Raw genomic sequence first — 19,859 nt, 5'->3', positions numbered from 1 at the left:
CTTTTGCCCTGCCTATTTACTAAACAATATTGTTACATATTATTCAGCCTCTTTACCGACTTCATTTAAACGTTCTTTCATAAATTGAAGCTGCTTTTCTAAAAATTTTACCTTTTTGCTCAGAAATTCCTTTTCACTTCCTGCAGGCATATTGGCTCCGTAATATGTGGAATAGTCAAAACGACCCTCTGCCGGAAAACCGTTAACGCAATTCATTCTCCTGAATCCGCGTCCTCCGCGTCCACCGCATCCTCCCCGGCCATTGCCTTTATCCATTCCACGAGCGTTTCCTACGTTCCTGAATCCCGGCATCGCACCTGCACAAAAACCTGCGCCTCTGCCTGTCACCGATCCCATTCCCTGTGGACCGGTTCCATCTCCTCTTGGCATAACTGCTCACTTCCCCTCAGTAAAAATTATCTACCCTGTCTTCTTCCTGAAGATTTTTTACCTCCTCCACAGCCAAAACCGCCATCCAAGGAAAGTCCTCTTCTAAGAAAAACTCTGCCTGTAGATCCATTCTGTTCCGGCGTATTGGTTTCGGTAGCAGCCGACATGCAATTTCCTCTTCTCCCTCCGGTCATTGAACCTTTTCCCGCAGGACCTGTTCTGTCAAAACCTGGCATATATAACACCTCCATACTTTATTGGCATATGCTCATTATTATTTTAATACTGTTTTGGTCATATGTCAATAACTTGTTCTACTTTTAAAAAAAGAAAACCCAACCGCCTGATGAACTGCTCTCTGTCACTATAAGAGGAGCAGTTCATAAAACTGTCGGATTTCCTTTTGTGCTCAATAATTTTACTTTGAAAATAATACTTTGCCAATATCTGGACCAGGGGTCAGAACAATGACTTGTTTGATTTTAACAATTACAGCACCCTTTGTTGTTAATTTAAAAGCGCTGGTTGCTGTATTACCTTCATCCACTAAGTCCTTCGCGGTGGAATATTCGGCCGTACCTTTTATCTGATAGCCCTCTAAAGTTGACTCATTATATACTGTCACAGCAACATTATTGTTTTTTACAATATTATCTAAAGTTTTTTGCATAAAAACATCAAAAAGCACCAGACTTTCGTCTGTCCGAACTTTTTTAAAAAGAATAGGAACCGCATTCGGCGTTTCACCTAATGTGGCTATCGTCCATGTTTTAGCCTCATTCAATAATTTACTGACGTTTTCATTAAGAATACTCATACTACTTCTCCTTTTTTCACCTGAAAAGACAAACATTTTCAGATGTAAATTTATTGTTTTTTTGCGGCCGCTAATGTTATATTAAGCTTGTTAGAGTATTTCTGCAAGTATGCACCAATTAGTAACATTACCATCCTACAGGTAACCAATATACCATTGGAGGTCAAAATGGATAAAAAAAAAGCCAGGTGTCCGATTGAAACCACTTTATCTCTTATTAACGGCAAGTGGAAAATACTTATTTTAAAAGAACTTATTAGAGGTCCTGTCCGTTTCGGCCTACTAAACAAGGCAATTCCCCTAATAAGTTCCAAGGTTCTGACTCAGCAGTTAAAAGAACTGGAAAAGGACGGCCTTATTATCCGTACCGTCTATGCAGAAGTTCCAGCGCGTGTTGAATATAAATTAAGTGAGATGGGGACAAGCATGCTCGCAATCTTAACTGAAATGCGTAAATGGGGTCTGAATAATGATTCCCTGCATCCTGTCAAATGTTCTTACTGTCAGCAATGTGAGCCTCTTAACAAGGCTTAAACGACAGAATCAACTATTGAACTTTGGTTTATATTTTTTTATACTTCTTCATTCATTATTTCTGCCATGCCGCCGGCAATTTCTCCGGCCAAACTTTCCTTTGCAGTTTTGACTGCACATAACTAACGTTGAGCCACAAGCTGGGCAGGAATACTCTCTGTTGTTTATAGCTTCAAGATTTTCAAAGCTTTCCATCCATTCTTTTCCGCAATCCAAACATCTGACGGGGCAGATATTTCGGGTGAAATTACCACCCTCAATGTGAATAATTTTCCCGTTTACCAGGCTGTCGGCTACTTTTTCTCTTGCCGATAAAAGGATGCGCTGAAAGGTTGGACGGGATACCTCCATTTTTACGGCACATTCTTCCTGCTCAAGTCCCTCAAGGTCTTTCAGGCGTAAAGCCTCCAGTTCTTCAAGCTTCAATATATTCTCCGGATACTCTGAAGAATCTTTTGTGGATGGAATAAAATAGGAAATGCTGGGAATTTTCTCAATTTTTCTCCATTTAATTGGTCTTACCATTCTATCAACTCCGTTTTTCCAGACTTTCTTCATCGTACTTAAAAACGTAATCATTTAAGCTGACATTCAGCTTTTCGGATATCACAGGACACTTCGCTTTTAAAAGGAAAAATATTTTTCTCCCGCAATCGGAAAGAGCTTCATAATTGCCTTGCCCTTTACTGATTACAAGATCAGCGTTATTCAATATATCTATAAATTCCTCACTGCATTCCTGGAGAACCGCCCCAGGGATATTGCAGCCGGTGGAAACAATTTTAGCATATTTACCCAGTCCTGAATCAAAAGCCTCTTTTGCAGTTGCGTCGTTTATGATTGGCTCGCTTCTGACTGCATAGGTAATATTAAGATGCGACAGGTGTTTTGCCAGCACCCGGTCAAATACGGTTTCACCCGCATTGTCGCCAATAATTAGAAGGCTTTTTGCTGTTTTCAATTTCTTTTCAAATACTTCAATATCATAAATTGAAAACTCTTTTTCCAGTTCTTTTTCAATACAGTTTTCTATATTTAAGTTATTATTGATTGCAGAATCAATAATGTTTCCAGTTGCTGCTATTTTTAAGGCCCAATAGAGGGTATTTTGCTTCTGTTGCAAAAAACGTTCAAGAAAAGGCAATATTCTCTTTGCCGCCTTGATATCCCTTTCTTTAATTTTTTCATAAGGATCAAAGATCCCAGTAATATCCTTTACCGTCCAGTGAACAGCCCTGCCCATTTCCGGCGAGCATCCATATCTCTTATAATCAGCAAGTATTCTGATCGACTCTTCCATAATTTTTTCCTGCAATTCAGTCTTTACCGTTGCCATTCGTGAAGCTTCAAGCACCTGCCTAAGCACACATGGCAGGCAATCCAAAAATATTTCCATTACTTCTCCTCACTAATCTTTTGATACCATTTTTTTAAATATAAATGCAGTTTACAAGTATTAAATGCCAATCATCAATCAGGAAGGTATCGTTGCTCCTAAAAGCCTCTTGTCATTGGCGTTCCACATTTTGGACAATTCATAAGATTACAAGGAATACCCGCCATGTGAATGCATTTCTCTCCACAATTTGAGCAGATACAATATCCTGCCGGATCTGTACCTGCTGTTCTACGCTGTCCTCTAAGACTACCTCCTCTTTTTTTCATCAATCCTTTCCCCGGTAGTCTTGTCCTGTCTTTTTCCGGCATACGGGAATCCGTATTCAAAGGATGTAAGCCTATTGCTTCTTTCGGACATACTGTTATGCATGTGCTGCATTCAATGCATGTATCGTTTATAACCGCTTTGCCGTTTTCCAGCGTGATTGCCCCTACAGGACAAATATCCCTGCATCGGCCGCAACCGGTGCAGTTTTCTCTGTTTACTAAAGCCGACATGTCCTCAACTCCTCTTTTTAAATATAACAGCCTTATATTTGGGCATATATTAATTACTAATTATTCCTCTTCTGAAAGGTGTAAGTTGACTGTCAATCCTAGTTTCTCAAAGGCAAGCTCCGGCAATTCCTCATCGGTTATAATAACCTCGATGTCAGCATTTGAAAATACATAGTGCGGGCCTTTGCTATCAAAATTGGTTTTAACCAGCACAAAATCAACCCTATTTTTTACTAACAATTCTGCAGCCAGAATGCCCTTGCTCTTTTCTGTATTTGTATATGGATTTTTGAGTATCTCAACTTTATCGGCAGCCTTTGTTTCAGCATTAAATGTTACAAGCATGAAATACGGCGCCTCGCCGAAATGAGAGCTGATTGATTCTCGGTCACCGCTTAATGGCAATGCATAGATCATTGTTTCATTCTGCTGGGGTTCATAATGAATAAGAACCTGTTCAATATGCTTGATTTCATTTTTTACATTTCGTTCAATGCTATCTGCAATAGAATGCGCCCGATCTAAGTCGTGAGTTTTCAGAACAATATCGGCTTCAATAAATTTATACCGTCCTGAATTGCGTCCTGTCAAAGTTTTAAGTTCAACAACCTGCGGAGTTTCCAAAATGATTTTTTCAACTTTGCTGAGTGTTTCGTAATCTACGGAAGCATCCAAAAGTACCCTGGCTCCGCCTATCAATATTTCAATTCCTGTCTTGGCAATAAATACAACAACAATCAAAGCGGCAATCTTATCACATTGAAAACCAAATAAACCTGAAACAACTGCAACTAAAACAATCGCATTGCTTAATACGTCCGTACGGATGTGAGCGGCATCAGCTAAAAGAACCGGCGAATTTATTTTTCGGCTAATTTTTTTCTCATATCTGGAAAAACAAAAGGTAATCAGCATTGCAATCAGTAAAACGGAAATAGCAATCCCTGAATTCTTCAGCTCGGTAAGAGTAGTCGTCATTACTTCCATCACAACTTCATAGCCTGCGTAAAATATAATCAAAGCTATACACACAGATATCAAATTTTCAATCTTGTACAAACCATAAGGAAATGCCTTGGTTTTACGTTTTGAAAGCTTCAAACCGGCAAAAACAGTTAAAGATGCAACTAAATCAGCCAGACTGTGAAAAGCTTCCGCTTTTAAGGCAATACTACCGGTAGCTAAAGCAGCTCCATATTTAATTCCAAACAGAGCTAGATTCATTGCTACCGCAAGCAATGCAACCTTTTCACTTTCTTCCATACCCGTCACATCCTTTCCGATTTGACCGTAAAAAACATTTGCCGTATGTTTGTCACATGGTCAGTTCTTCCCAGCCGACAATAAATGCGGGAATAGCAATACTCCCATTTCATACCCTTAAAAAGTCATTACAACAGTATGGTTTTACGCTATGTCCTATTTATATGATACAACGTATTGGGCATATGTCAATAACCTCTTATTATTTTAACTTTTCACCAAACTAAAGTACCCGACTTGAGCAGACAGCACCTAGCCGGGTAAAGAATAAACTATATTTTATATCATGACGATTGCTTTATTCAATATCTTTCTGACATTACAGACAAAGCCCATAAACTACAAGCTTATGACCAGAAATTTTAAAATACGTTTCCCGTTCAAGCGCTTCCTCATAACTTTCTAAAGGACAGCGGTGGATTTTTAGAATCTTTTTGCATTGAAGGCAAACGAGATGATGCCCGTGTACTTTTTGGTTGTATTCAAACAGCGTTCTGTGTTCTCCTGCGATGTCCAGCTTTGTTGCCAAGTTTATATCGGTTAAAGTCTCCAGGGTTCTGTAAACCGTAGACAGATTTACCGACATGTCCTTATACTTTAATTCAAGAAAAACCTGCTCGGCTGCCATCGGCTGATCGCTTTGTTCCAGAATCTCAAGTATAGCGGTGCGCTGCTTGGTGTTCTTTAGCCCGCTTCGCTTTAAGTCATCCCCAAACTCCGTATTTTTTGTCATGATTCCCTCTGCCTAATCGTTAAGATTTCCCGCTTGCCACAACAATGTTTTTTCTTTTAATTTTAAGAAAAAAAATGTGCACTATATAAAATAAAAAATAACACATTACCGATATAACTACTATAGCCGCTCCGGAGGCAATATTCAACGCATAGGAAATCCACAGTCCCGCAATACAAAAAACATTGCCAAACAAAATGGAATACAGCATGCGGTTTTTCAGGTTGGAAGTCAGCATCCCCGCCGTTGCGGCTGGAGCTGTAAGTAAGGCAAGCACAAGGATGATTCCAACCACCCGGATTAAAACGACTACGGTCATTGCTACGAGAAGCAAAAGCAGGTATTCCATAAAAGCGGTTTTGAGGCCAATGATGAAAGCAAATTCCTCGTCAAAAAGATATGCTTTCCAATAGTTATATAAAGACACAATCACAAGCGTCACGATCAATGTTATGCACATCATTAGGTAAAGATCGGACTTTGTCACCGCCAGAATACTTCCGAAAAGATAAGAGCTTAATTCGGGAGGATATCCGGGCATTAGAGCGATAAAAAGGACTCCTAAAGCCATCCCAAGCGACCAAAACAGGCCGATGACAACGTCGGAGCGTGCGCCGCCTTTTCTTTTGATATATCCTATTCCCAGGGCTGCGCCAATGGAAAACAAGAAAGCACCGATGATCGGTTCGAAGCCCATCAGATATCCCAGCCCCACTCCTCCATACGAGGTATGGGCAATACCTCCGCTCATCATGACTAGTTTTTTCTCAACGATGATGACTCCGATGATGCCGCATACTACGCTTGCCAATATGCCCGCGAAAAAAGCATTCTGCAAAAACTGGTATTCCCAAAGCGCTTTAATCAATTTGACTTCCCTCCCCGTGCTCTTTCAGCACCCTGTGGGGCACTCCGTGAGCGATCAGGTCGACCGGGCAACCGTAGAGACTGTTGACAATCTCTCCGGTAAGCTCCGGTTCCCCGTGATAAATAAGCCTTCCGTTAAGACAGGCGAGCTTGTGGACCTGCGAGGAAACAGCAAGTAGGTCATGGGTGACAAGGATAATGGTCATATCTTTATTTAGTTCGGCGAGCAGACCATAGATCTGGTCACGGGAGACAGCATCCACACTGGCGGTCGGCTCGTCCAAAAGCAAAATCCTGGGATTAACGGCAAGCGCCCTGGCAATGAGCATTTTTTGGAATTCCCCACCCGAAAGCTCCGCTATCTGACGGTTGGCAAGACTGGCGATTCCGACTCTGTCTAGGAGTTCATGGGCAATCTCTTTATCTTTCACTGTAAATCTAAAAAAAGGAGTTAGGCCCTGCTTCAAGCGTCCGGTTAAAACAACCTCAAACATCGTGATGGGGAACCTTCTGTCCATGGCGGCAAATTGCGGGACATATCCCACCAATGCTCTGCTTTTTTCCGGGCTTTTTCCATAGATTTGCACGGTTCCTTCAGCCACGGGGGCTAGCCCCAGAATGGCCTTGAGCAGCGTGGACTTTCCGCCGCCGTTTGGTCCGATGATTCCCAAATAGTCCCCGTCGGCTACCTCAAGGCAAACATTTGTAAGCGCTGGCGTTTGTCCGTAATACACCGACAAATTATCGATCTGAACAGCTGTATTTTTCACTGCATAACCTCTGCCATCGTTTCCGCCATCTTTTTTAGATTTCCGATATAATCCGCGGCCAAGGGCGCAAGCTGGATGGTCTTTCCGCCGATTTCCTCGGCAAAAGCCTCGGACTGGCTGCTGTCAATTTCTTCCTGATAGAAAATGGCCTTGATATTTTCTTTCTTAGCCAGCTCAATCATTTCTTGCAGATGCCGGGGCGTTGCCTCTTTTCCTTCCTGTTCCAAGGCATACATGGTAAGTTCGTAATCGTCGGCAAGATACCCAAAAGCGGGGTGATAGACAATAAACTTTTTGCTTTGAACACCCTTAAGCGCCGATGATATTTCTTTGTCAAGCTCATCAAGCTGCGCTATGTACGCCGCGGCGTTTTTAGCATAGGTTTCCTTGTTCGCTGCGTCAAGTTCACCCATCTCCCGGGCAATGGTCTCTACCATTACTTTGGCTCTCTTGGGAGAAAGCCAGATATGCGGGTCTCTTTCTCCTGATGCAAACATTCTTTCCGGATAAACAGAAGCAACTACCTTCTGGAGGGAAACTACTTTAATGTCCCCGACATTCGGCAGAATGTTCGCTTCCTCCGTCGGTACGCCAATCGAGAAATACAGGGATGCTTTGCTAAACTTTTCCCTTTCTTGAGGCGTAGGCTCGTAGTTTTCGGGACTGTTTCCAGGGGGGACCAGGGTAACGACCTCGGCCAAATCTCCGCAGACCGCTTCCACAAAGGTCTGCTCCGGAACAATTGTAACGGCAATGATCGGTTTTGAAACTGTTGCCTTGCCTGCGGCTTCACTTGTTTCTACCGCTTTCTCCTTGCTGTTGCAGCCGGTTACAACCAAAAGGCTAAGAATAAGCGTTAAACCTAACATCGTACTTAAAGCTTTTTTCATTTTTATCCACCTGCGCTCTCATACTAATTGCAAATGATTCGCATTTGCAATTAGTATATTAAAGCTATAATAAACATATGTCAATATCAAATGTAAATAACTTCCTTCTCAAGATTATTGCCTTTATCTCAAAAAAACGTCCCTGCTAAACCGCTAAAAATCCCCTCAATTTTCTGAGAGGATTTAGAACTAAAGGCTATGGTTGAGGGTAATACGGGCATTTCTCGCAAATGCAATCCTTATTATCATCTGTCTTCGGCCTTTTTTTGTATTTTACATTTTATTCGTTTGTCAGAATTTTTAATGATATACGTACTTTTCCCAGTATCAAATAGTGGCGTTTTTAATCTGTGTTCACTAACCTTTTTTCAGACACTTGTACCAGCCATGAACAATGCAATTTCTTTTGCCTCATCAATACCGACAAGGCTCGCTAAAAGCAAACTTGCTACATCAACAGAATAAGCCGGGCCAGAACAAGAGATAATGCGGTTCCACACTACGATCGGACCAGACGTTGATTTGCAGCCTAGCTCCCTCAGTCGGCCTAGGTTATCATGAGAACGGCTAAAAGCATAGCTGGTCGCTTCTCCCCCCTCCAGCAAACCAGACTCTGCGATGGGCAAAATCCCGACGCACATGGTGGCGATAATACCGCCCTGACGGTGAATAGTTTTAGCCAAATCCCGGAGGGGTTGGCAGTATGCTTCATCGAAACCATGAGAATGGAAACCGCCTGGAACAACGAGAGCTGCATACTCCTGCGGATCAACCTCATCAATAAGGTGGTCGATTGCAATGCGAAGCCCAAATCTTCCATGGACTTCCCGATGCAATCCGGTAGTTTCTACTTTGACTTTCTCCAAGTGACTGCGATACTCGGTCCAGCCGCAAACCGAGAGAACCGTGACCGCTTCCAGATCCTCAAACCCTTCTCCCAAAAAGAGGAGTACCTTTTTTTCGGTCATTGTCTTCACCTCAATCTTTTAAAAATTTGAATTGTTTCAGATAGATTTGCTTGTTTGTTTATTTATTTGGATGTTGATCTTTATTCCAGAATTTTAAGCTATATGGCTATATACTTTTTTATTTGTACGTTTATCTTTTCTGCATATATTCACTCTGCTATTAAATAATTTCCCAGTAGCCCATGAAGGATTTTCAGTATCATCTAACGATGGATAATCCGGGGCCCATGAGAAATTTCCGATAACGTCCAAAGATGGATAAATTGTATACGATTTCATTACCGATTCAACCTGTTCCCGTACTACTTCAGCCAGAAGTTTTGTGTTTTCTAGATGAATTTTTTCCTCTAACCCCCGATCAACTAAATAGCGAATCGTATCAGAAAGAGTTTCACTTCTTTTCTGCGCCAAAAAAGATATTTGCTCAAACATTTCTGAATGAAATTTTACAGTTACCGACCTGAGTTCCGCTGACATAAATTCCCTCCTTAGCCCGAGCTAGAACTTACCGAACCTTATTAGCTGAATATTAAACAAAGATCCTCCAAAATGCCGTTGTCTTCTGGAAAAGCGGCTAAAAGGATATCCCGCCACTGAGTATGTCCCTACGAGCAAACTCTACTTACTAAAGCCGGTTGAAGAATAACATATTTTTCCAACGTTACCTCTCTAATTTTCCCATGAACATCTTCATTGTGATTCTGAATCACCGGCTAAATTCTCCAGGTCTGCATCCAGACCGTTAAATCCGCTAAAACCTGAGGTTCACCCCCTGGAGCCAGTTGGTCGACTGCCGCTAGCAGTTCTCCCAAATCTAAGCAAAGACCAGTAAAAGCACGGGCAAGACCCCGCACCCAGGCTTCATCCATGGCATCGGAAAAAACGATGCAGTTGTCAATGCGTCCCTTCCTGACACCTAGACCAATTTCTATTTCTCCCCATTTAAAATATTCCCTAAAGGAAACATCAAAAACTGGGGAGCGGCCTATCCGCCATTCCCAGGAAGTATGCCTGGCATAAAGCTGATCTAGCTTGCCGTCCGTAATTTCCCGCATACTCGCCACCCGCTGCGATTTTCCATACCTGCGGGCAAAGCTTTCCTCTAAACTGCGCCAAAGCATGGAGACTGAGATCCGGTCATTAAAGTCCGTAAGGTTCCCAACCCGAGCCCGAACCGAATCGATGCCTTTGGAAACCATTTTTTGGCGGGCAGGATGCAGGTAAGTAAACATCTTGTCCAGATCGGCCTGCACCAAAAGCGTCCCATGGTGCAAATCAGCCTGCGCACCGGAACAAAAGGCTTGCCCGGAAATTTTTTTGCCGCCAACCAGCAAATCGTTCCTTCCCGCAAAAGAAGCGTCAATCTGATTCATTTTTAAAGCTTCCAGGATAACGCCCAGCTGCTTTTCAACGTCATATTGTTCTTTACTGGCCAAAAAGCTGAAATTTAAATTTCCCAGGTCATGATAGACAGCTCCGCCGCCCGACAGCCTTCGAGCCAGCTTGCCGCCGTCCAGCTCCAACTGCTGCCAGGCGCATTCTTTCCAGGCGTTCTGGTTACGACCGATTACCACCGTATTTTCATTCTGCCAGAGAAAAAGAAGCACCGAGTCTGGAGGCAGATTAGCCAGCAGGTATTCTTCAGCAGCCAGGTTCAGCCAGGGATCCACGGAATCAGAATAAACAAGTATCGTTTGATTTGCTTCAGACATTTTTGCGATCTCCCAACAATTTCCTAAAAATTTATATAAGTATAAAAATTTATTGTTTGTTTTCAGCTTCATGTGTGCCGCTTAAATTGACTTGGGCTCCAGCCGCAATACCGCTTCCAGAAAGCTTTCTGCTAAAGTGGGGTGAGCCTGCATGACCCTTTCGATGTCCCCGGCGCTTAGTCCCAGTTCCACCGCCATCGTGCCAGCCTGGATAAGTTCCGTGGCCTGCGGCCCTAAAATATGCACACCAAGTATTTTTTTACTCTCCGCATCCGCCACCACTTTCAGAAAGCCGTCGTTTTCTCCCATGGTCAGGGCTTTAGCGTTGTTTGTTAAAGGAGAACTGCCGACCAAAAGCGGGATTCCCCAGTCGCGCGTTTCCTGTTCCGTTAAACCTACTGCAGCGGCCTCCGGAAAAGTAAAAACACAGGAAGGGATTGCTTGGTTCTTGACCGCTGCCGCTATGCCAAACATGCTTTCCGCCGCAGCTTTTCCTTCGGCTAAAGCCGTATGGGCCAGCATTTTTCCGCCGATCACGTCGCCCACAGCGAAAATGCCGGAAACAGAAGTCGCATAACTGTCGTCGACCGGAATCCGGTTGTGCTCGCAGGCCACCCCGGCTTCCGCCAGGTTCAAGCCTTCGATGTTCACTTTTCTCCCTGCCGCGGTCAAGACCACCTCGGCGGGGAATTTCTCTTCTCCCTGTTTTCCCGCAGCCAGGACAGAAAGACCGTTCTCATCGCGGCAGATCCTTTGGATCTGGACCCCTGTTTCAATCCGGATCCCTTTCTTTTTCAGCAGGATGCTCAGCCGTTTGCTGATATCTTTGTCCATGGAAGGCAGGATACGGGGAAGCGCTTCCAGGACGGTTACCCGGGAGCCAAAGGCTTCAAAAATTCCGGCCAGTTCTATTCCCGCCGCTCCCGCCCCGATAATGACGAGTTGTTGAGGTATTTGCTTGATCTCCAGGATATCTTTCGTAGTTAAAACCCCGGGAAGATCCGCCCCCGGCACAGCCAATCCGGCGTCCTCCGAACCGGCGGCAAGGAGAATCCGGCTGCCTTTGATCTTCTCCACACCGCCGTCTGCCGCCGTTACCGCCACGGTATGACGGTCGATCAGCCGCCCGCTGCCGGTGGCGACCTGAATACCGGCGTTTCTTAGCAGCTGCTCCATCCCGGAACGCAATTGCAGGACAATCTTTATCTTTCTGGCCTGGACTGTAGGAAAATCCAATTCATACCCGCTCAGGGATATGCCATAATTAACCGCCTCCCGCATGGTCCTCATAACCTGCGCGTTTTTATACAGGGCTTTGGTCGGGATGCACCCCCTGTTCAGGCAGGTTCCCCCTAATTGCTCCCGTTCGACCAGGATGACCTTCGCTCCCAGTCCGGCAGCCCGCAGGGCGGCGGCGCAGCCGCCCGGGCCGCCGCCGATAATAATTAAGTCTTTCATCTTGACTCCTTCCTTTTCCGGCAGTAAAAATTCCGGTAACCCATATCCTAGCGTGAGTTTTTTACTGCCATTTGATCGCTTTGGTCTGAATGATATTGACAATCCAATTCAAAAATGTGACGACCACGCCGACCACGATGAATCCGGCAACCACATTGGTATAATTGGCGTAATGGGTATAGTTGATGATATAGAAACCCATTCCTTTGGTGGCGCCCATCATTTCGGCAAAGGTCAGCATCATGACGGAGGTGGTCAACGACACCTTCAGGCCGGAGACCACCCCGGGAAGGACATACGGAAACAATATTTTCAAAACCATGGTGCGGTTGTCAACATTGAGGACGCGAGCCGATTCCAGGATGCGGCTGTCGATAGAACCTACCCTGATAATCATCCCCAAAAATGTGGGCCAGAAAATGCCCAGCAGGATAACCAGCGCGGAAGCGCTACGGAAAGTAGGCATAATCGCAATCAGATAAGGCGCAAAAACAACGGGAGGAATCGGAGCGAGCACATTGGCAATCGGATAGAAGACATCTCGTAAGCGCGGTATCCAGCCGGCGGGCAATCCCAGTATGACACCAAGGCTTAAACCTAAGAAAAATCCGATCAACAATAATTCCAGGGAGGAAACAACGCCCTCCAGAAGTGTTTGATATTGGGTTCTAAAAACATGAAAAACGTCTTCCGGCGCCGGGACCAATACCGGATGCATGAGATTCAACTGTGTGACCAGCAGCTCCCAGACCAGCAAAAACAGCCAGACCAAAATGACGATATCCGATGGCACCTGAAGGGATTTCCCTTTGCGAAGCGCACGCCAAATTTTATACAAGTACAATAATTCGATGACACCCATACCCGTCAAAAACGCCGGATTCGGCTGAACGGTTTTTTGTCCTGGGTAAAGAACCGCCACAATGAGGGCCAGAAACAGGAGATGGGCCACAACGAAGGACAGGCTATAGATCTTCTTCATGCTTTTTCAACTCCTGATCAAGATAAAATAACTGCTGCAAATCGGCTTTGAGCCTTTCATAATCAGTGGACTTCAATAGGTCTTCCTGCTTGCGGGGCCTGGCGTAAGGCACCCGCAAACAAGCCGCGATTTTACCCGGGCGCATAAAGACGATACGGTCCGCCAGGATGATAGCCTCGTCGATATCATGAGTCACAAAAACCACCGTTTTGCGCTGTTTGCCGTTGTCCCATAAATGAGCCAGCAGCCGCTGCAATTCGCTTCTCCTTTTGGTATCCAGTGCGCCGAACGGCTCGTCCAGCAAAAGGATTTCCGCATCCATGGCTAAAGCGCGGGCGATCGCCACACGTTGCTGCATCCCGCCGGACAATTGATAGGGATATTTAGCGCTGAAGTCTTCCATTCCCACCTTGAGCAGGTATTCTTCCGCCAGCAGCCCCGCCTCTTTCTTGGGTATGTTTTTTTTTGCCTGCCGGATACCGAAGACGACATTGTCTTGGACAGTCATCCACGGGAACAAGGAATAGTGCTGGAAAACCACGGCCCGCTCTGTTCCCGGCCCATTTACCAGCTGGTCATCAATATAGATTCCGCCTGCGCTAGGAGAAAGAAGTCCCGCCAAAACTTTCAGCAGCGTCGTTTTCCCGCAGCCGGAATGCCCGATCAGACAGACAAATTCACCGCTGTGAATTTGAAGGTCCACGCTGTCCAAAGCCAAATACGATTCATGATGATCGATATACGAATAGGAAAGATGTTCAATTGTAATGGCGCACATGTGCAACTCCTTATTCCATTACTGATTATTGACTTTAAATTCATCCATCAGCCCGGTGAACAGGGTGTTGTTCGGATCCCGTTTGATCATTTCGTTCAAAGCGTCTTGATAGACGGTTGTATCCAAATGGTCTTCCATCATATATTGCGTGTTGGCGGCGATATCGCCGTTGGCTTTCATGATTTCATAGAATTCACAGACCCTGTTTTTGTTGGGGTCCAGGGAAATCTTCATGGCGGCGTCATAAGTGTCGGTTCCGTAAATTACGTTTTCCACATAGGCCGCATCCTGTCCCGAATATTTAGCCAGGGCGGCAATGGAGGCTTCTTTATCCGTCATCAGGGTTTGATAGCCGCGCAGATTGGCAATCATAAACTTGACCAGCGCATCGCGTTTCTCCGCCAGCACCTTACTGTTGGTAGTCTGGCGGCAGCAGGGGAAATCCGGGCTGAACTCAGCCGTTTGGAAAGCAACCGCCAGGCCGCTCTTTTTCGCAATATAGCCGTAACCACTATTGACAAAGCCGAGGTCCACTTCCCCTTTCTTTATGGCTTCGGCAATGGATTGCATACTGTCCAGATAGATAAATTGCACATCCGAATTGACATCCAGTCCGGCTTCACGCAGAACGCCTTTCATCACCATATGGCCGGTTTCCATTCGGTAGCAGCCGATCTTTTTCCCTCTGAAATCTTCCGGAGTCTTATATTTTTCCGCGTTTTCAGGAAGAGTGATGGCTTCGCTGCCTTCGGAAATAGTCCCGCTGAAAACAATGGCATCCGCGCCTTGCGCAATAAAGGTGGCGGAGGGAATGACGCCGAAAGGCAGAACATCCAGTTTATTCTGGGTAACGGCAGTCATGCCGTCGGCCAGATTGGAAATCTGTTCAAATTGCACATTGACGCCTTCATCCTCATAATAACCCATCTCGGAAGCCACGATAATGCAGGCGATTTTGATATCGAGCCCGGGCCTGCCGACGGTGATGGTCTCCACGGTCCCGGTGTTCTTATTCCCTGTCTTTCCTTGCGCTGCTTCCTCCTCTGCACTGCAGCCAAACAGCATCAGCAGGCACGCCGCCAACATCATAACGATTCCAATTCTTTTCCATTTGCTTTTCATAACAGTACTCCTCATTTCTTTTTCCTTACTATTGTTTTTCATCCGCTACAAGCTTCTATTTAGAGATTTTCAACTTCTATTTCTTAATAATATCTTACTAATGTTTGCATTCCATAGATTTTCCGCCGGCCTTCAAACCAAGCATTTCCATAATCGTATTTTTTAGCTGATAAAATTCATAGCTTCCGGTGAAATCCGGGCTATCCTTCTTTTTCCTGGCAACATCAATTTCCTCCAGAATCCACCCAGGACGCCTGCCCATGATATAAACCTTCTCGGCCACAAGGATAGCTTCCTCAACATCATGCGTCACAAAGATAATCGTCTGCTTCAGATTCTTCCAGATCGTCAGAAGCAGCTGCTGCATGGTAAAACGCAGCTGGGCGTCCAGCGCGGCGAAAGGCTCATCCATCAGCAGAAGCTTGGGATGCATGACCAGTGTGCGCGCCAGAGCCGCCCTTTGCTGCATGCCGCCGGACAACTCTTCGGGATAATAGTTTTCAAAGCCCTCCAACTCAACCAGCTTGATATATTGGGCAACCATTGTTTCAATTTCCTGTTTGCCAATCTTTTTCTCTTTTAAGCCAAAGGCAATATTGTCTTTGACATTTAACCATTCGAATAGAACGGGGGATTGGAAAACGACTCCCCTTTCCGGAGCCGGAGTCTTAATGGCCTCCCCGTTAAACGAAACAATTCCCTGATAACCTTTTTCAAACCCGGCGATAATATTTAACAAAGTGCTTTTCCCGCAGCCGCTCGGCCCTAATATAGCAACAAATTCTCCTTCATTTACCGTCATGGATACCTGATCCAAAGCCTCAATACAATTGCCGTTATAATTCTGGAAGGACTTGCTCACTTTATCTAGGACTAATTGATTGGAGACAATCTGTTCCGACAACATTGACAGCATTATTTTTTCGCACCCACTTTCAACGGATAGAAGAGGCGGCAAAGCCATCCTAATACCAGATCGCTTACTTTGCCGGCTATCGCAATAACAACCATGGAGACAATGACCATATCCACATGGCCTTCGCACCTGGCATCTGTCAGGACCGCCCCCAGTCCGGTCGGCACTCCGGTTATTTCTCCCAGAACCAGATGGGCCCAGGATACGCCCAACCCCAAGCGCAGCCCTATAAAAATACTGGGAAAAGCAGCCGGCAGGATGATCTTCAAAAATAAATTCTTCCGCTTTGTGCCGAGCATCTGCCCCGCACGGATTTTTAACGGGGAAATGCCGAGTACGCCGTAACAGGTATTGACATATACCGGGAAAAATGCAGCCAGAGAGATTAAAAACAAGGTATTTTTTTCCCCGATCCCGAACCAGACGATGGCGATAGGCAGCCAGGCAATTCCCGGAATGGCCCTCAAGGCGTCGATCAGCGGTTCCACCAAGGCCTTGATCCGTTCAATCCGCCCGCTGAGCAAGCCCAGCAAAACGCCGCAAAAAGCGGCAAGCGCAAAACCTGCCAGGACGCGGTAGAAGCTTGCGACAAAATTTTTCAGCAGCTTGCCGGACCAAAAGGTAATTTCATAGCAGCCAAAAGAGTAGTCCAGCAATACCTTGAACAAGTGCGAAGGCACCGGCAGCTTATAGGGCGGCAGAATGCCAGATACTGCCGCCCACTGCCACACGGCGATAACCAAACACGGGATAAGCAAGCCCCATAACTTCAACGTAAATCGTTTTGTTTTCATACCTGAAAAACCTTAGTTCTTGATTTCTTTTTCAGCTTCTTCCAAAAAGCTCAAATCAAACATAGCCTCTATATTCGGTATTTGGGTAATCATCTTTAAATCCAGCATCTGCTGAGCCAGGTTTTTGGTTTGCTGGATATATTCCGGGGTAATATCATAGAAAATTTCTGTATTGCTTTGGGCAATTTTCAGAACTTTGGGATCGAAACCTAATTCAGCGGCAGCCTTTTCCTGCCAGACATCCACATTGGCATTGCAATAATCGGTTGCCTCGCAATGAGCTGTCACCATGTCCTGGATCATATCCTTGTTTTTTTCGGCATTTTCTTTTGTCGTAATCATAACGGCATTAATTGTACCCACACTGTCGTCAAAATAAGGATAGCTGATGATTTTCCCGTAACCGCCGGCTACAGCCTGCGAAGGCCTTGGTTCGCCGATCATGAAAGCGTCGATGTCCCCGTTTTTCAGAGCGTCATTCGCGGTTTCCCTTTCCAGGCGCACCAGGGTCACATCGTCCTGGGTCAGCCCGTTGCGGCGTAAAACGTCCAAAAGCAGCAAGTGGTGCGCCGAAGCCGGCAAATAGCCGATTTTTTTCCCTTTAAGATCCTTTTCGCTTTCAATCCCGGAATTGACACCGGCTACCAGAGCCGAGCATTTGTTGCATATCCCGCATAAAACAACGACCGGTTGACCTTTTGAGGCTGCTGAAATCACATTTACCATGCTGCAGGAAGTCGCATCCAGCGTTCCTGCCATAAGTGCGTTTACGGAATCAGAAATACTGGAGAAATATATGACTTCACTTGAATATTTTTCCGGAAGGAACTGCTGATAAAAATACGGGATCATGGCTTGAGGCGATTTGGATGTCCCCACCTTCATCTGGACTGACCCTTTTGTGGCAGGATCCGAAGATGTTTTTGCCGCTTTCTCTGTGCCGCTGCACCCTGTGAACATGCCTGCCAATAATAAGGCAATAACAAGGACACTAATCGATTTAATAACTCTTTTCATAAAATTTTCTTCCTTTCAGTTAACACTCAATAAATTTCTAGCCGTTTTTCTTGACTCCGGACTGGAAACCATGTTTATCAAACCAAGCTCTTGCTTTATCCGCGCTGAATTGTTTCCATTCTTTTTCGGAATAACAATCGCTGTCCCTGGGAATAGCTCCCGTTTCTATAATAAGTACATTTGCCCCTTTCTCTAAGGCCTGTTCTGACGGCGGATAAATGCAAACATCCCCTTGCCCGTTGGCTAAGCGGATGACCGCTCCGATTTGCGCCATCCTTTCATCAGAGACCTGGGGCAAATCGCCAAGAGGGGTTCCCTTCACTGGAATGCGCGCCATTCCACCTGTCTGGACAGACCCGTTTTCGCAGGCTACGACAATCAGATCGGCGATTTCTTCATTTGTGTGTTCTATGCCGACAGGTTCAACAGAGAAAGCCAATTGCAGAGGGGATTCTCTGATAGCCCTAATCGTTTCCAACCTTTCCTCTATTGAAAACCTGGTATTTTTACCCTCGCCAAGTCTTACGGTATGATAAACGATATCCACTCCCGATTTGTATAAATAATTTGCGGTTTCTAAATCAAACTCTCCGACATTTATTCCAAGCAGGTACTGCCCGGGCACCTTCTTCTTTATTCTGGCAGCAAAAGTGCCTAACTTCTTCAGATCATAAAATTCTGTCGTGCGGAGAATAATCCAGCTTGCTCCGATTTCAGCAAACTGCTTAACCTTAGCCATGATCTCTTCATCACTAATTTTTTTACTTTCTTGAACAATCCCCCATTTTTCCCCCAAGGAGCAAAATTCGCAGTTCATACTGCACGGTACCGCGTCAAGGCCAATGGCTCCCCATAGATAGCCCCGGTTTCCGGTTACGGACGCGGCCACTTCCCTGGCTGCTTTTCCGAGAGCCTTGTCTGCGGGAGAGTCCGGCTGAATCGACAGCAACTGGACAATGCTCGCTTTATCCAACGTTTTTCCGGCTAGCGCGTTCTGCTTTGCAAAGTCTATTAATTCCAAATCCGTCATCACTCAATCTCCTATTTGTTTTTTTATTTCTCAATCTAGGCCATATAATTCTTCACTCAGAAAATTGTCTGTCTTCATTTTTACTAATCCTCAATCAAGGTAGAGGATGTCTATTTAACCGCATAAAAACCCGCTTGCATAAAAGATACCCAGAATACCTCCGCCATTGAAAATCCCGCTTCTTTTAATAAAAGCAGATGTTCTTTAATATTAATAGGAAAATATTCTTGATCAAATCTTTGGATATGTTTTTCAGCCTCTTCTTTACTCTTGCCCTGCGTTATTTGATACTGTTTCCACCTCGCCAGACCAATTGCCACACCTGTTTCCGAAAACGGCCTGATATTTTCAAAAGTGATATATATCCCCTGCGGTTTTAGCATTCGAAAGCAATTTCCCGTCGCTCTTTTCCTTTCTTCCGGACTCAGGAAATGATGCACCTGAATTGCCGTGACAATATCAAATTCCCAGTCCGGCAAACCGATATTTTCAGACGCGACGGGTGGCAGCAATTCGATTTGCGCTCTCCGGTCCAGACGGTCTCGTGAACAAGAAAGCTTTTTTCTGACAATATTGATCATTTCCGTGGAAGGGTCAGCCAGCACAAACTTCGTGCAGTCAAATGTTTTTAGCGCAGATAGAATCAAATTGCCTGTTCCGCAACCCGTATCAAGCCACTTTCCCGGCGCTGGATGAATACTTTTTATCAGATCAATCGTTTCTGTGTGAAACAACCTGTACATAGGCATAGTGATTTCTATCTTTTGGTCGTACTCAGGGGCTACCGGTGAGGTCTTGCCAGCATTCATTGTTTGAAATCCTCCAATTTCATTGCATCTTCTTTTCTAGTCTTTTTGTTAAAATCGTTATTCTCTATTTCAATTACTGCTTGAGATTTTCACTTATCAGACTTAATCTGTTA

Annotated in this window: 24 protein-coding genes; 1 reads left to right on the top strand and 23 read right to left on the bottom strand. The window is 45.1% G+C overall.

Annotated elements, in window-relative coordinates; translation table 11 throughout:
- Nucleotides 1-39: 39 nt before the first annotated feature.
- The 3 genes from LPY66_RS01995 to LPY66_RS01985 all read right to left on the bottom strand — a co-directional run bounded on the left by LPY66_RS01995 (nucleotide 40) and on the right by LPY66_RS01985 (nucleotide 1,207).
- The gene (locus LPY66_RS01995; RefSeq protein WP_337986461.1) at nucleotides 40-390 is read right to left on the bottom strand and encodes a DUF5320 domain-containing protein; all 351 of its coding nucleotides are present in this window, start codon (nucleotides 388-390) and stop codon (nucleotides 40-42) included.
- Nucleotides 391-416: 26 nt separating this feature from the next.
- The gene (locus tag LPY66_RS01990) at nucleotides 417-626 is read right to left on the bottom strand and encodes a DUF5320 domain-containing protein (protein WP_337986460.1); all 210 of its coding nucleotides are present in this window, start codon (nucleotides 624-626) and stop codon (nucleotides 417-419) included.
- Nucleotides 627-808: 182 nt separating this feature from the next.
- Nucleotides 809-1,207 (bottom strand): pyridoxamine 5'-phosphate oxidase family protein, encoded by a 399-nt coding sequence (locus LPY66_RS01985; RefSeq protein ID WP_337986459.1) that lies wholly within the window; start codon nucleotides 1,205-1,207, stop codon nucleotides 809-811.
- A gap of 168 nt (nucleotides 1,208-1,375) precedes the next feature.
- Here LPY66_RS01985 and LPY66_RS01980 point away from each other — a divergent pair, with 168 nt between their 5' ends.
- Entirely contained in the window at nucleotides 1,376-1,741 is a 366-nt protein-coding gene (locus tag LPY66_RS01980) for a winged helix-turn-helix transcriptional regulator (RefSeq protein ID WP_158208056.1), read from the top strand.
- Between the two features lie 48 nt (nucleotides 1,742-1,789).
- On the opposite strand, the gene LPY66_RS01975 is transcribed toward LPY66_RS01980, so the two are convergent.
- The 20 genes from LPY66_RS01975 to LPY66_RS01880 form a co-directional block, all read right to left on the bottom strand.
- Nucleotides 1,790-2,266, bottom strand: coding sequence for a DUF134 domain-containing protein (locus LPY66_RS01975; protein WP_337986458.1), 477 nt, complete (start codon nucleotides 2,264-2,266; stop codon nucleotides 1,790-1,792).
- 4 nt (nucleotides 2,267-2,270) lie between these two features.
- Entirely contained in the window at nucleotides 2,271-3,137 is an 867-nt protein-coding gene (locus LPY66_RS01970) for a damage-control phosphatase ARMT1 family protein (RefSeq protein WP_337986457.1), read from the bottom strand.
- A 98-nt stretch (nucleotides 3,138-3,235) separates the two neighbouring features.
- Nucleotides 3,236-3,685 carry a DUF362 domain-containing protein gene (locus LPY66_RS01965; protein ID WP_337988182.1) on the bottom strand — a complete coding sequence of 150 codons (450 nt, stop codon included), beginning with the start codon at nucleotides 3,683-3,685 and terminating at the stop codon, nucleotides 3,236-3,238.
- Between the two features lie 12 nt (nucleotides 3,686-3,697).
- Nucleotides 3,698-4,900 (bottom strand): cation diffusion facilitator family transporter, encoded by a 1,203-nt coding sequence (locus LPY66_RS01960; protein WP_337986456.1) that lies wholly within the window; start codon nucleotides 4,898-4,900, stop codon nucleotides 3,698-3,700.
- A gap of 319 nt (nucleotides 4,901-5,219) precedes the next feature.
- Nucleotides 5,220-5,633, bottom strand: a complete 414-nt coding sequence (locus LPY66_RS01955) for a Fur family transcriptional regulator (RefSeq protein WP_337986455.1) — start codon at nucleotides 5,631-5,633, stop codon at nucleotides 5,220-5,222.
- Nucleotides 5,634-5,652: 19 nt separating this feature from the next.
- Nucleotides 5,653-6,501: a metal ABC transporter permease gene (locus LPY66_RS01950; protein ID WP_337986454.1), complete on the bottom strand. Its 849-nt coding sequence runs from the start codon at nucleotides 6,499-6,501 to the stop codon at nucleotides 5,653-5,655.
- Nucleotides 6,494-7,270 carry a metal ABC transporter ATP-binding protein gene (locus tag LPY66_RS01945; protein ID WP_337986453.1) on the bottom strand — a complete coding sequence of 259 codons (777 nt, stop codon included), beginning with the start codon at nucleotides 7,268-7,270 and terminating at the stop codon, nucleotides 6,494-6,496. Before LPY66_RS01945 ends, LPY66_RS01950 begins: the two co-directional genes overlap by 8 nt.
- Entirely contained in the window at nucleotides 7,267-8,160 is an 894-nt protein-coding gene (locus LPY66_RS01940; RefSeq protein WP_337986452.1) for a metal ABC transporter solute-binding protein, Zn/Mn family, read from the bottom strand. Before LPY66_RS01940 ends, LPY66_RS01945 begins: the two co-directional genes overlap by 4 nt.
- Nucleotides 8,161-8,528: 368 nt before the next feature.
- Nucleotides 8,529-9,128, bottom strand: coding sequence for a DJ-1/PfpI family protein (locus LPY66_RS01935; RefSeq protein WP_337986451.1), 600 nt, complete (start codon nucleotides 9,126-9,128; stop codon nucleotides 8,529-8,531).
- Nucleotides 9,129-9,221: 93 nt separating this feature from the next.
- Nucleotides 9,222-9,605: a hypothetical protein gene (locus LPY66_RS01930; protein WP_337986450.1), complete on the bottom strand. Its 384-nt coding sequence runs from the start codon at nucleotides 9,603-9,605 to the stop codon at nucleotides 9,222-9,224.
- Between the two features lie 236 nt (nucleotides 9,606-9,841).
- Nucleotides 9,842-10,840, bottom strand: a complete 999-nt coding sequence (locus LPY66_RS01925) for a lipoate--protein ligase (protein ID WP_337986449.1) — start codon at nucleotides 10,838-10,840, stop codon at nucleotides 9,842-9,844.
- Nucleotides 10,841-10,921: 81 nt separating this feature from the next.
- Entirely contained in the window at nucleotides 10,922-12,298 is a 1,377-nt protein-coding gene (gene lpdA, locus LPY66_RS01920; RefSeq protein WP_337986448.1) for a dihydrolipoyl dehydrogenase, read from the bottom strand.
- Nucleotides 12,299-12,359: 61 nt separating this feature from the next.
- Complete coding sequence (locus tag LPY66_RS01915) at nucleotides 12,360-13,280, bottom strand: ABC transporter permease (RefSeq protein ID WP_337986447.1); 921 nt, start codon at nucleotides 13,278-13,280, stop codon at nucleotides 12,360-12,362.
- Nucleotides 13,264-14,058: an ABC transporter ATP-binding protein gene (locus tag LPY66_RS01910; protein WP_337986446.1), complete on the bottom strand. Its 795-nt coding sequence runs from the start codon at nucleotides 14,056-14,058 to the stop codon at nucleotides 13,264-13,266. The genes LPY66_RS01915 and LPY66_RS01910 overlap by 17 nt, the downstream gene beginning before the upstream one ends.
- A gap of 18 nt (nucleotides 14,059-14,076) precedes the next feature.
- Nucleotides 14,077-15,180, bottom strand: a complete 1,104-nt coding sequence (locus tag LPY66_RS01905) for an ABC transporter substrate-binding protein (RefSeq protein ID WP_337986445.1) — start codon at nucleotides 15,178-15,180, stop codon at nucleotides 14,077-14,079.
- 97 nt (nucleotides 15,181-15,277) lie between these two features.
- Entirely contained in the window at nucleotides 15,278-16,087 is an 810-nt protein-coding gene (locus LPY66_RS01900) for an ABC transporter ATP-binding protein (protein WP_337986444.1), read from the bottom strand.
- Nucleotides 16,088-16,095: 8 nt separating this feature from the next.
- Nucleotides 16,096-16,890, bottom strand: coding sequence for an ABC transporter permease (locus LPY66_RS01895; RefSeq protein ID WP_337986443.1), 795 nt, complete (start codon nucleotides 16,888-16,890; stop codon nucleotides 16,096-16,098).
- Nucleotides 16,891-16,902: 12 nt separating this feature from the next.
- A complete protein-coding gene (locus LPY66_RS01890; RefSeq protein ID WP_337986442.1) occupies nucleotides 16,903-17,907 on the bottom strand; it encodes an ABC transporter substrate-binding protein in 1,005 nt (334 codons plus the stop codon).
- A gap of 37 nt (nucleotides 17,908-17,944) precedes the next feature.
- Nucleotides 17,945-18,937 carry a radical SAM protein gene (locus LPY66_RS01885; protein ID WP_337986441.1) on the bottom strand — a complete coding sequence of 331 codons (993 nt, stop codon included), beginning with the start codon at nucleotides 18,935-18,937 and terminating at the stop codon, nucleotides 17,945-17,947.
- Between the two features lie 110 nt (nucleotides 18,938-19,047).
- On the bottom strand, nucleotides 19,048-19,746 hold the full coding sequence (locus tag LPY66_RS01880; RefSeq protein WP_337986440.1) for a class I SAM-dependent methyltransferase: 699 nt from the start codon (nucleotides 19,744-19,746) through the stop codon (nucleotides 19,048-19,050).
- Nucleotides 19,747-19,859 lie beyond the last annotated feature (113 nt).

Source organism: Dehalobacter sp. DCM (genome assembly GCF_024972775.1).
Classification (GTDB): domain Bacteria; phylum Bacillota; class Desulfitobacteriia; order Desulfitobacteriales; family Syntrophobotulaceae; genus Dehalobacter.
Note: the sequence above shows the minus strand (reverse complement) of the source record. Positions and strands in the feature narration are given on the sequence as shown.